The organism is Anabaena sphaerica FACHB-251, assembly GCF_014696825.1.
Classification (GTDB): Bacteria; Cyanobacteriota; Cyanobacteriia; order Cyanobacteriales; family Nostocaceae; genus RDYJ01.
Genome location: NZ_JACJQU010000002.1, coordinates 747,943 through 760,546 on the forward strand (window position 1 = coordinate 747,943; position 12,604 = coordinate 760,546).

The 12,604-nt window shown below is 40.3% G+C and carries 10 protein-coding genes and 1 pseudogene; 8 read left to right on the plus strand and 3 right to left on the minus strand.

Annotation, left to right across the window (positions count from 1 at the left end):
- Positions 1-107: 107 nt before the first annotated feature.
- Both H6G06_RS06940 and H6G06_RS06945 read right to left on the minus strand, forming a co-directional pair.
- Positions 108-1,304 (minus strand): MFS transporter, encoded by a 1,197-nt coding sequence (locus tag H6G06_RS06940; protein WP_190558358.1) that lies wholly within the window; start codon positions 1,302-1,304, stop codon positions 108-110.
- Between the two features lie 62 nt (positions 1,305-1,366).
- A complete protein-coding gene (locus tag H6G06_RS06945; RefSeq protein WP_190558360.1) occupies positions 1,367-1,756 on the minus strand; it encodes a 6-pyruvoyl trahydropterin synthase family protein in 390 nt (129 codons plus the stop codon).
- A 25-nt stretch (positions 1,757-1,781) separates the two neighbouring features.
- Between H6G06_RS06945 and H6G06_RS27270 the strand changes: the two are divergent.
- The 3 genes and pseudogenes from H6G06_RS27270 to H6G06_RS06955 form a co-directional block, all read left to right on the plus strand.
- A pseudogene (locus tag H6G06_RS27270) lies at positions 1,782-1,886 on the plus strand (fatty acid hydroxylase); the annotation flags it as partial.
- A gap of 639 nt (positions 1,887-2,525) precedes the next feature.
- Complete coding sequence (locus H6G06_RS06950) at positions 2,526-5,180, plus strand: EAL domain-containing protein (protein WP_190558362.1); 2,655 nt, start codon at positions 2,526-2,528, stop codon at positions 5,178-5,180.
- A gap of 22 nt (positions 5,181-5,202) precedes the next feature.
- The gene (locus tag H6G06_RS06955; protein ID WP_190558364.1) at positions 5,203-5,367 is read left to right on the plus strand and encodes a hypothetical protein; all 165 of its coding nucleotides are present in this window, start codon (positions 5,203-5,205) and stop codon (positions 5,365-5,367) included.
- 125 nt (positions 5,368-5,492) lie between these two features.
- Here the strand turns inward: H6G06_RS06955 and H6G06_RS06960 are convergent, their stop codons facing one another.
- On the minus strand, positions 5,493-6,227 hold the full coding sequence (locus H6G06_RS06960) for a carbonic anhydrase (RefSeq protein ID WP_190558559.1): 735 nt from the start codon (positions 6,225-6,227) through the stop codon (positions 5,493-5,495).
- 586 nt (positions 6,228-6,813) lie between these two features.
- Between H6G06_RS06960 and H6G06_RS06965 the strand changes: the two genes are divergently transcribed.
- The 5 genes from H6G06_RS06965 to H6G06_RS06985 all read left to right on the plus strand — a co-directional run bounded on the left by H6G06_RS06965 (position 6,814) and on the right by H6G06_RS06985 (position 12,540).
- Positions 6,814-8,673, plus strand: a complete 1,860-nt coding sequence (locus H6G06_RS06965) for an NAD(P)H-quinone oxidoreductase subunit F (RefSeq protein ID WP_190558366.1) — start codon at positions 6,814-6,816, stop codon at positions 8,671-8,673.
- A gap of 6 nt (positions 8,674-8,679) precedes the next feature.
- Positions 8,680-8,850 (plus strand): carbonic anhydrase, encoded by a 171-nt coding sequence (locus H6G06_RS06970; protein WP_190558368.1) that lies wholly within the window; start codon positions 8,680-8,682, stop codon positions 8,848-8,850.
- A gap of 65 nt (positions 8,851-8,915) precedes the next feature.
- A complete protein-coding gene (locus tag H6G06_RS06975; protein WP_190558370.1) occupies positions 8,916-10,418 on the plus strand; it encodes an NADH-quinone oxidoreductase subunit M in 1,503 nt (500 codons plus the stop codon).
- A 186-nt stretch (positions 10,419-10,604) separates the two neighbouring features.
- Complete coding sequence (locus H6G06_RS06980; RefSeq protein WP_190558372.1) at positions 10,605-11,207, plus strand: CDP-alcohol phosphatidyltransferase family protein; 603 nt, start codon at positions 10,605-10,607, stop codon at positions 11,205-11,207.
- Positions 11,208-11,217: 10 nt separating this feature from the next.
- On the plus strand, positions 11,218-12,540 hold the full coding sequence (locus tag H6G06_RS06985) for a CO2 hydration protein (protein ID WP_190558374.1): 1,323 nt from the start codon (positions 11,218-11,220) through the stop codon (positions 12,538-12,540).
- Positions 12,541-12,604 lie beyond the last annotated feature (64 nt).

A 12,604-nucleotide genomic window follows, 5' to 3' on the forward strand; every position in this document is an offset into this window, starting at 1 on the left:
TCGATTTGCCTCCATTAATCAAAACAATCGGGTCTAAAACCGGACTTCGTCCAAAGTTTTTGGAGCGGGGTATAAATCCCCGTTACAAAAACGGCCTCCTGCCTCCATTAATCACCTACCTGAACATCTAGGGAGGGGATGGGAGAGTGATCCGCTTCCCATTTCACCCAAACAAAAAAAGGAATTGCTAGCAGTTGAGTTGTCGCAGCAAAAACCACTAAAAAAGTGATGGAGTGATCATATAAAATCCCCATGAAAGCACTGCCTAAAAACCAAGATAAACCATAGCCTGTGCTAAAAATTCCATAGGCTGTAGCTCGTTTATTCATAGGAACCATGCCAGCGATCGCTGCTTTGAGAATTGATTCTTGCGCTCCCATGCCAATCCCCCAAAATGCCATTCCCAAAAGAGCAAGATAAGTGCTTCCAAAAAACACCAATGGCGCAAATAAAGATGAAATCAAAGCGGCAATTATCAGAATAGAAATACCCACACGATCAAAAAGATATCCAAATATCAGAGCAGCTACAGCATCAACCGCCATCGCTAGAGCATAAAACAGCGGAATTGTTTGCCCAGAAGCAATTTCTCCCTTTTGAAAATGAAAAGCAATGAGAGGAAAATCTGCATATCCAGCCGCAATAATGCCGACAGCAACCAGATAAATCCAAAATATTCGCGGCAATTTTTCTTGTTCATTTGCCACTGTTTCTACTTCAAAATCACTAGGGTTTGGATATAGCTTTTGTAAAACTAATAAAACAATTAATCCCAACACCGCTGGAACAATTAAAATTGTGAAAGCATTGCGATACTCTCCTTGAAAATAAACCATTGCGGCTACAGCCAAAGGTCCCATCACTGCACCTGTTTGATCCATTGCTTCGTGTAAACCAAATCCAAACCCTCTACCGATTTGACTTGCACCATGAGAAAGCAGGGCATCACGTGGGGGAGTACGCACCGCTTTACCAGTACGTTCAGCCATCATCAGACCTGCGGCTACTTCCCATCTGCCGGCTAAGGCTAAAAATGGCACAACTGCTGTATTCAAAATGTAACCTAAAGTTGTGATTCCCCAGTATTTGCCTGTTTTGTCACTAAGATAACCAATAACTAGGCGGAACCCATGACCTATTAATTCCCCAAAACCAGCTACTAGTCCCACCACAGTGCCGCTAGACCCCAAAACTTCTAAGTAAGCTCCCGTAATACTACGCGCTCCTTCATAGGTCGCATCGGCGCAGAGGCTAACAAAACCAAGCAAAATCACAAACTTCAAAGCGGCGGATTTCTGTGCCATACCCGATAACCGTTGATTATTACCTCAACAATTAAAACACGGGAATCCACAAACAATTGTGCTTAATCATCCTCATACTCAGCCCAAGAATTAGGTGTTTCTGATACTGCAACCTTCAGTTTTACATCTGCGGGTAAACGCTTTTTAGTCTCATCATAAATATATTTAGCAATCATCTCAGCAGTTGTTTCATATTCAGGTGGTAAAACTTCATTAAGAACACAGTGATCTAGTCCTCCTTGGGTGACATCTTTTTTAGCCCAACGTAAACTTCTAAAATCAGCAACCATCACAGGATGGGGACAGTATTCTGAAGAATGTAACTGTGATGATTTTGCTTCAATTTTTACCTTATAAGTATGACCGTGCATTCTCCCACAAGGTCCGTTATAGTCTTTTATGTAGTGGGCGCTATCAAACGTGAATTCTGTTAATAATTTCCATTTGGGCATCTTGAGATCACTTCCTAGTTTATGCAATATTTTTGGTAGCCTGCACCTGACAACACCCCACTGCTGGAAGAAAGACTTTCACCACTATGCTATTTTAACATTCAATCCCCTGGTGCTTTTAGATGGTTTCTGAAGGGCGCTACCATACCTACGGGTAGCAGTACTCCTCTGGTCGTTCTTGCGTAGTGAGTTGGAACCCGGATTTATCCGTGGGGTAGTTCAGAGAACTATCTTAAGTAAGTTGGCGTTAAAAATTGTCGTTATGACAAGGCAAAGGCAAAAAGCAAAAGGCAAGAAGGAAGAGGTTTTTGAGCTACTTTACCTTTTGTTACATACTTTGATTTTTTCAAGTCGTTCTACTTACAGCTGGTCGTAAATAAGAGATAAGTGCAATATTTCCTGACCAAAATGTAATATGTTGTGACTCAAAGTAAATAAATTTGCAAAAATTAGATTATATTTTTATTTACAATACAGTCATTTTTGCCGTCCCGCAGGGATAGTGGGTATAGGTAGAACTATGGCTAATTGAGTTAAAACGATATATTAGGAAATATTAGGAATTTACACAAAAGAAGAAACTTAACCAAAGAACCACTGATTCCAGAAGCGCAATCTTCAGAAGATTATACAAGTTAACCTTTTATACATCGGCATCAAAAATTTATGGAGCATCCTTCCGAGATCACAGAATCTAAAAATCAAGACCCAGAGGAGCCATATTTTTGCAGTAAAGATCATCACAGATATGAGAATCTCAGGAAAAGGTATGGCAGCAAATGAGCGGGACAAAATACGTCACCTATTGGTTGTCCAAGATCCTGAAGGACAGAGAACTATCCCCCTGTTAGAGGCGACTTACTCTCTAGGACGAGATACCAGAAACGCTATTGTTCTGCGTGCTAAGTCTGTATCCAGACAACACGCGATTTTGTTGCGTGTAACTATTCCTAATACTGAAAAATATGGCTTTCGCATCGTTGATGGTAACTTCAAGGGCAAAAGAAGTACGAACGGCTTATTTATTAATGGCACTAAATGTTTTTCTCATAACCTCCAGCATGGGGACATAATTGCTTTTGGCAATCCCCAAGCTCAAGCTAAATACTATGCTATTTCCAACCTGTCAGAGGAAGCATTCGGAGAATCTTGCACAGCGGCCGACTTGTCTATTTTTCTCTCAGAACAAGGAAATCCCGCTAATCCTTTTGACACTCTAATTATTGCTGATACCAACATTGAAGGCGCTAGTGACACTCTTTTGACTCGCCTCGCCTCTTTTCCAGAACTCATCCCCAATCCAATCATCGAAATGGATTTAGAGGGAAATATTACTTATTTTAATCCAGCAGCAGCGGATAAGTTTCCCAAATTGAGAGAAATTGGCAAGGAACACCCTATTTTGGCACAGTTGCTAAATGCAGTTGAAAATCAACCGGGTAAATCCTTTGTGCGAGAGGTAGAAGTGAGGGGAGAGATTTTTGAACAATCCGTCCATTATTTACCAGAAAGTGATTTAATTAGAACTTTTATTGTTAGAGAAATTACTGAACAGAAGCAAGCTGAGGCAGAATTGCGGCAGCGCGATCGCTTGCTTGGGGCTGTTGCAGAAGCTGCCAATTATTTACTGGCAGAAATGGATTATGACATAGCAATAGAAAAAGCACTGGCTACTTTCGGGGCAGCGGCCAAGGGCGATCGCGTGTACCTGTTCCATAACCATCCCCATCAAGTGACAGGGGAAATGGCAATGAGCCTAAAGTTTGAATGGACAAAATCTGGGATCAAACCATCCCAGCAAGATTGGCACAATCAGACTTATAAAACTTCTGGGCTGGAACGTTGGTACAATCTTCTCTCTATGGGAACTTCAATCAGCGGACTCACCCAAGAATTTCCCACTACAGAAAAAGAACTCCTCAATCGAGACTGTATTAAGTCTCTGCTGCTTGTCCCATTGCGGTTAGAAGAAGATTTTTGGGGCTACCTGGGTTTAGCAGACTGCACCTCAGAGCGTCATTGGTCAACCCATGAAAAATCTAGCCTGTTGACTATGTCCGCCATTATCAGTGGCGCTCGTCAGCGTCAGCAGGTAGAAGAAAGAATTCGCTATCAAGCCCTCCATGACTTACTCACCGGCTTGCCCAATCGTTTGCACTTTGGCTATCTACTGGATCAAGCAATAGAAAAAGTAGTTGAGGAGCAAAGCAGTTTGGCTGTAATGTTCCTGGATCTAGACCGTTTCAAGATGATTAATGATACTCTGGGACATACAATAGGAGATGAATTATTACAAAGCGTAGCTCAAAGACTGAGGGACTCCCTCAGAACAGGAGATACCATTGCTCGTTGGGGAGGTGATGAATTTACCATCCTGCTGCCCCAGATTACTAGTAATGAAGAAGCTGCTCAAGTAGCTCCTAGAATTTTACAAACCTTAGAAAATCCCTTTCATCTTCACGGACACGAACTGTATGTGAGTGCCAGCCTTGGTATTGCCCTATTCAATGAACATAGTCCTAATGCGGAAACCCTAATTCAGCACGCGGATGTTGCTTTATATTACGCCAAAGACAAGGGTAGAAATAATTACCAGTTTTATACAGTGTCCCTGAGTGCGAAAACTCCCGAACTCTGGAATTTAGAGAAGAGTCTGCGCCATGCCTTAGAAAGACAAGAATTTCTCCTGTATTACCAGCCACGAGTCAACATTATCACAGGAGACATTACAGGCATGGAAGCTCTGTTGCGCTGGCATCACCCGGAAATGGGAATAGTTGCCCCTAACATCTTCATTCCCTTAGCTGAAGGTAGCGGCTTAATTATTCCCATAGGTGAATGGGTATTACGGGAAGCTTGTACTCAAAATAAAGCTTGGCAACAAGCTGGCTTCCCTCCCATGACTATTGCGGTGAATCTTTCTCCCAAGCAGTTCCGCCAACCTAAGCTAGTAGAAACAGTATCTGCGATTTTAGAAGCAACAGGACTGGAATCGCAATATTTAGAGTTAGAAATTACAGAAACAACAGCTATAGAGAATCTCGATTTCACCACAACTGTGCTGAGAAAGCTGGAGCAAATGGGTTTACTCCTCTCCATCGATGACTTTGGTACAGGCTATTCTTCTCTTTCCCGCCTCCAGGTGTTACCATTCCACAATCTGAAAATTGATAGGTCTTTTATCCAAGAATTGGCGATAGATGAGAAAGTAGGTCATATCATCAAGGCTATAGTTGACTTGGGACGGAGTTTGGGTTTAAGACTGATTGCTGAAGGAGTAGAAAGGTCTGAAGAACTAAATTTCTTGAAGTCAATTAATTGTGATGATGTGCAAGGATATCTTTTCTATAAACCCCTTTCAGCCCAACAAGCTACAGAATTAATGGGCAGTAAATTGAAGAAAAATACGGACTTTAACTTGTAGTTTTAACTTGTAGGAAATTCTTATGAATCGCTCAAAAATAGTCGCTATTATTACAGGTGCAGTTTCTATACTTTTAGCTATAGCTTACCTGATTGTCGTGCAGATCCTTGACTACCGCGATATGAAACCTGCCCCCATTAGCCAAATAAACTCATCAGTCACTTTCATTGCAATACTACTCAGTTAAGCTATTGAATGTGGTTCATGTACTTGAAAATTGCTGTAGTTCCAATGAATTTACTATTGCAAAAAACAGCAATTTGACACTTTCCGGGAAGACAGCCACGGAGAGTATCAATGGATTGATTGGCATTAAGTCAACAATGTGACTTTACCACTCGCTAAATCATAACGACCACCAACGATTTTTAGTTTACCTTCTTTAATCAAACCTCTTAAAATTGTGGAACTTTCCGCCAATTTTTCCGCTTGATATTGGACATTAGCAATAATGGCATTTTCTTCCAGACTACCAGTTTTATTTCTCACCCTTTCTACCGCCGGTTTAATTTCTTCCACAAATACACCTATTCTTCCCGGTAAAGGATCACCTTTGACCGCTGCTACAACCGCACCACATCTAGCATGACCAACCACAATAATTAATTGTGCGCCTAACACTGCTGTAGCAAATTCTAAACTACCTATAGCTGTCTGACTGGCAACGTTACCCGCAACCCTGACTACAAATAAATCTCCTAATCCTTGATCAAAAACTATTTCCGCTGGTACTCTTGAATCTGCACAACCAAGAATTGCCGCAAAAGGATATTGTGCTACAGCAGTTTCTTGTAACCTTAATTTAGATTGATTAGGATTAAGACGTTTACCGTCAATAAATCTTTTATTACCTTCCATTAACCTATCTAATGCTGCTTGAGGGTTAACTGGTTGGGGTCTTGCTTCTGTGGTAGTGGGTTTTTGGGCAACTGCTGGTTCTCCCGACAAAAGTTTGCTACCAATAGCAGTTGCGCCAATACCAGCACCACCTACACCCACCAATTTTAAGAAATTACGTCGGCCAACAAATCCATTAATTTTGCTCATGATTCTCCTGTATGCAAATAAAAAACTGCCAACAAGTTGTAAAAAAAAAATCATAAAATTATCCTCCAAAATGTTATGATTTTTTTGACATAACATCTTTGGAGCAATAAATATTTTAAGAATTATTGCAACTTGGTAAACATTCAATTTTTTGGTTTTCTGGAATATACCAAAATCTAATGTGACAATAAAATAAATTTATCATTTGATAAATCTATGATGAAACAATAGTTTTATCTATACATTAGATAATTCATGAAACCTAGTAGGCTGATATCCAGCAACAACAGCATCAAAACCTGATATAAATCCAATTATACTGAATTATCTATGCTTAATAAGCATAGATTTTACCCGATAGGTTGTATTTTATAAACCAATCCATAGAATTATAAGAATTTATTAGATAATATATCGTGTATTTATCTAGGCTAGTAATTCCCTTTTGGGACAGATAAAGGTAAGCTATATCTAACAATATTAACCAAAGATTAATTTGCGTTATTTTTCCTGGCTGACATTTTCAGGGATCAACCCTTGTTGATGCTCAAACAATAATATTCGCTGCAAATATAGAGGTAAATTCATGTCTCAGTCACTGCTAGAGACCATTTGGCTGGTCCCTTGCTATGCTTTAATAGGTGGTGTTTTAGCTTTACCTTGGTCGCCTGGAATAATCAGGAAAACCGGACCTAGACCGGCGGGTTATGTCAATTTAATCATGACATTTTTGGCCTTTGTGCATTCGGTCTTTGCCTTTTCAGCCACTTGGAATCATCCTGCCAAAGAGGTATTTATTCCTTGGCTATCCACCGCAGGCTTGAACCTGACTATTAATTTAGAACTCTCTTCAATTAGTGTGGGGGCATTAATTGTCATCACAGGCTTAAATTTCCTGTCCCAAGTTTATGCTGTGGGTTACATGGAAATGGACTGGGGGTGGGGACGCTTCTATTCTTTATTAGGTTTATTTGAAGCTGGTTTATGTGCCTTAGCTTTATGTAATAACCTGTTCTTCAGTTATGTAGTTTTGGAAGTTCTGACTTTAGGAACTTACCTTTTGGTAGGTTTATGGTTTAGTCAACCCTTGGTTGTCACTGGTGCGCGAGATGCCTTTTTAACCAAACGGGTGGGTGACTTATTCTTGCTGATGGGAGTTTTAGGACTGTGGACTTTAGCCGGGACTTGGGATTATCAAGACTTAGCAATATGGGCGCAAACTGCAAAAGTAGACCCTACAATTATTACCTTAGTTTGTTTAGCGTTAATTGCCGGTCCAATGGGTAAATGCGCTCAGTTTCCTTTGCATTTGTGGCTAGATGAAGCGATGGAAGGACCTGTTCCCAGTACCATTTTGCGGAACTCGGTGGTAGTGGCCAGTGGTGCATGGGTGCTGATTAAATTACAACCTGTGTTTAGTTTGTCCCCCGTGGCTTCTTCAGCTATGGTGGCCATTGGTGCAGTGACAGCTATTGGTGGTTCATTAATAGCGATCGCGCAAATTGACATCAAACGCTGTTTATCTTATTCTGTCAGTGCTTACATGGGCTTGGTGTTTATCGCCGTAGGCACACAACAAGATGACGCAGCATTATTATTAGTCCTCACTCATGCTATCTCTGCTGCACTTTTAGTCATGAGTACCGGGGGCATTGTTTGGAACAGCGTCACCCAAGATGTTACCCAACTCGGTGGTTTGTGGTCACGTCGTCCCTTTTCCGGTTTCGCATTTATTGTGGGTACATTGGGTTTAATTGGGTTCCCACCTTTAGGTAGTTTTTGGGCATTAGTAGAATTAGCTGATGGGTTATGGGGAACACACCCTTGGTTAGTAGGAATTATTATTGCCGTCAACGCTTTAACCGCCTTTAGTTTAACCAGAGAATTCTGTCTCATCTTTGGTGGTAAACCCAAACAAATGAGCGAACGTTCCCCCGAAGCTATTTGGTTGATGGTTTTACCAATGATGATTTTATTCGGCTTCGTTTTACATCTGCCTTTGGTGTTGCAAAGTTTATCTTTATTACCCAATTGGGCAATCTTAAATAAAGATGTGGCACTGTTATTAATTTGGTCGAGTATCTTCGGTTGCAGTATTAGCGCAGTCATTTATTTAAGTAACATTCCTAAACCAGTGCGCTTACCCTGGCAAGGTTTACAAGACTTACTTGCTTATGATTTTTACACCCCTAACCTCTACAAAATCACCATTATTTTTGGAGTAGCCCAACTTGCAAAATTAGCTGATATGGTTGACAGATTTGTAATTGACGGGATAGTTAACTTTGTGGGTCTATTCTCCCTGTTAGGTGGTGAAGGTTTGAAATACAGCACCAATGGACAAACCCAATTTTACGCCTTTACAGTTTTATTAGGAGTCGGTCTTTTAGGTGCTTGGGTGACATGGCCTTTCTGGGGTGTGCAGTTCATAGATTTAGTTTTTTAAATCTCTATGATTTTGTCTTTTGGTTTAGCTTCTACCTTATTGATACCTGAAGTAGCATCTGCACAAAATATCATGAATCCTGACGATTCAGTACAGGCATTACTGGACGCTAATCAACTTAAAATAGTGGGAGGCTATTACGATTTAGATCCTGGTAAAGTTAGCTTAGTTAGTTAATTCACTTTTATAAATGGGTAAAAGGAAATTTTCATAAAACAATTACCAATCACCAATCACCAATTATGTTAAGTGTTTTAATTTGGTTGCCAATTATTGGCGCTGCGATTATCGGGTTTTTACCAGATACAGTTATTTCTAAAACGAGAATTAGACTTGTATCTTTAACTCTGTCATTTTTAGTTCTGCTGTGGAATGTTTTCATCCTGCTGAAATTTGATATAAACACTCCAGGGATGCAGTTTCAAGAGTATTTACCTTGGAATGAAACCTTGGGTTTAAGTTATCAATTAGGAGTTGATGGGCTATCAATACTAATGTTGGTATTAAACAGCTTATTAACGTGGATAGCAATTTACAGCAGTAGTCAAGATACAGAACGCCCTAGACTTTTCTACTCAATGATTTTATTAATCAGTGGTGGCGTTGCTGGTGCTTTTTTGGCGGAGAATTTACTGCTATTCTTCCTATTCTACGAATTGGAATTAATTCCCTTTTACTTATTAATTTCCATTTGGGGAGGAGAAAAACGAGCCTATGCCGGCATGAAATTTCTGATTTATACAGCAGTTTCTGGGGCGTTAATTCTGGCGACATTTTTGGGAATGGTATGGTTAAGCGGTTCTCATAGTTTTGCCCTAGATGCAGTTTCTACCCAGAATATTTCCGCAGGAATGCAATTGTTATTATTAGCAGGAATAATTTTAGGTTTTGGCATCAAAATTCCCCTAATTCCATTCCATACTTGGCTACCCGATGCCTACGTTGAAGCTTCTGCACCCATCGCCATTTTACTAGGTGGAATTTTAGCAAAGTTAGGAACTTATGGACTGTTGCGGTTTGGGTTTGGTTTATTTCCCCAAGCTTGGAACGTAGTGGCACCAACTTTAGCAATTTGGGGTGCTATCAGTGCAATTTATGGGGCAGTAATAGCGATCGCCCAAAAAGACATCAAGCGCATGGTAGCATATAGTTCTATCGGACACATGGGCTATATTCTCCTAGCCGCAGCCTCCAGTACCAACCTAGCCTTAGTAGGTGCAGTAGCGCAAATGTTCAGTCATGGTATTATTTTGGCCATCTTGTTCCACCTCGTGGGAGTTGTAGAAGCCAAAGTTGGCACAAGAGAACTAGACAAACTCAACGGCTTAATGAGTCCCATACGCGGTTTACCTATCATCAGTGCCTTACTCGTTCTTGGGGGCATGGCCAGCGCAGGTATTCCTGGTTTGACAGGGTTTATCGCTGAATTTATCGTTTTCCAAGGCAGTTTTTCCACCTTCCCCATACCTACATTATTTTGCGTAGCCTCTTCCGGTTTAACAGCGGTTTACTTCGTCATCCTCCTCAACCGGACTTGTTTTGGCAGACTTAATAACGACTTAGCCTATTATCCTAGAGTTATTTGGTCTGAGAAAATACCCGCATTAATATTAGCCTCTCTCATTCTTTTCTTAGGAGTACAACCCACCTGGTTAGTGCGTTGGAGTGAAACCACAACTACAGCAATGGTAGCCGCTATTCCTACTCCTGAAAAAACCGTAAATTCGCAAGTGGCATTGAAGTAATTAAAGAAGAAGTTTACCTCGTTACCTCGTTCCCAGTCTCGGACTGGGAATGCTCTCAAGAGGCTCTGCCTCTACTGTAACTAACTAAAAGGTAGAGCCTTTTAAAACTCATTCCCATACAGAGTATGGGAACGAGAAACGAGAAAACAAGAAACTACTTATTTAATTACCCATTTAGGAGGAAGAATGAACGCTAAATACATACCCACACTGTTAGTTATTTATCGGTTTGCAGTTGCCCCCTTCCTCCTGTGGGATGCCCTGGATGGAACTACCACAATTTGGTTTTTAATTGGTTTTATCACTGCCTTTGTTGGCGATATTTTTGATGGCATAATTGCCAGACGGTTAGGAGTCAGCACAGCAGAATTAAGACAAGCCGATAGTTGGGCAGATGTTTGTTTATTTAGCTGTGTATTTATCAGTGCTTGGCTAGTACATCCAGAAGTTTTAATTTCCTATCGTCTCCCCTTACTCACCGTTGTTTTTGCCCAATTAATTTGGTGGATAGTCAACTTAATTAAATATGGCAAACCTGCCAGTTATCACACCTACTCAGCCAAATTTTGGGGCATTACCTTATTTATCGCTATCGTTTCTTTGTTTGGTTTTAACTATGCCGGAACTGCCTTATGGCTAACTTGTGTTGCGGGCTTCATCCACACAGTTGAAGAAATAGCAATGACTCTAATTTTACCAGTGTGGACACATGATGTTTTAAGCATTTTTCACGCTTTAAAAATTCGCCAAGATTTACAGCAAAATTTACAAAACATTCCTACTTCTTAACTTAATCAAAATGGTACAAATTTCAGATAAACCAACCACTAAACTACCACCCTCAAACCACGAATTTGCCGAAATAATTCATCGTCTAGAAGCTGGTGGTTCAATGCTGCCAGATACACCGGAAAACTTAATGCAAATCATAGGTATTTATAAAGCTTACGCTGTACCGATGGATTTTTATTGGCGAGATTTACTTTATATTGCGGAAAGAGTATTTTTAAATCCTCTTCCTGCTTTGAAATACTTCTTACCCCAAGAATATTTAGACTTACATAATCATTATGCAGGTGATGATGCTGACTTAAGAATTTGGCGCGGTGTAGCTACTGCTCATCCTGAACTTTTGGCATTTATGGAAAAAGGCGAAACTCGCAAAATGCCAAAAATATTGCATCATTTATTGCATGACAGAATTAACATGGAATTTGCCGAAGCTTGTATGCAAGCCATGTTATGGCATCGGAAAATGTATGCCCCTGTTAATCAATTTGATGCCTATTTAGATTCAGAAGAATATAGGGCAAATGCCGATAAAGCAATTAAAGCTTACTTCAAGAAAAATCCTTTGATGTTGGGACTTTATAAACTGTTTCCAGATATGTTTTTGGAACAGTGCCGAATGATGTCCTATTATTCCAACTTAGGACTTTTTTGGGAAGTGATGGCACCAGTATTTTTTGAAATGTCGGATATTTACGATGAAGGTGGTTTTAAAGGTGTTCCCGATGCCATGAATTTCTTAGTCAATGGAATCTTTGCCATTGCGGGTCGTCCCATCTATCATCATCTTTATGTTGATGGTGAATGTTATGAAATCATCCCCAAGTCAAAAGGCTTTACTTGGTTATATGAAGCCGCTTTACCTTATGTAGAAGCTGTGTTTTACCGCACTGCACCATTTAGGGGAACAAAATCATATAATGCCCAAGCAAAACAAGTACCAGATGACCAAAAAGATTTTCATTATGGCATTCTTTATGCTGATGTCTTTCCTGTAGGAACTGCTGGTATTCCTCCTACATTATTAATGCAGGATATGTTGCATTTTCTGCCGCAATATCTTGTTGATTATTACAAACAATATTGTCGAGGTGAAGATGATATTTTGATTCAGTTGGGTGTGACTTTCCAACGGTCAATGTATAATGTTACATCTGCGGTAATTCAAGCTTTAAGAACGGCCCTTTTATATCCGTTAGATGACCCAAATCCTAAGCATTTACAGGCAAATCGTGAGTTTTTTGAAATGCAATTGAATCGCTTCACTCGTGCTGATTATGGTATGCGTGATGCGGCAAAGTTGCGTAGTATTCAAAGTCAGGATTATAGATGATCCCCCCAATCCCCCTTGATCAGGCAGGGCTGTTTCATTCCATAAGGAGAAGGAGTTTGTCAAT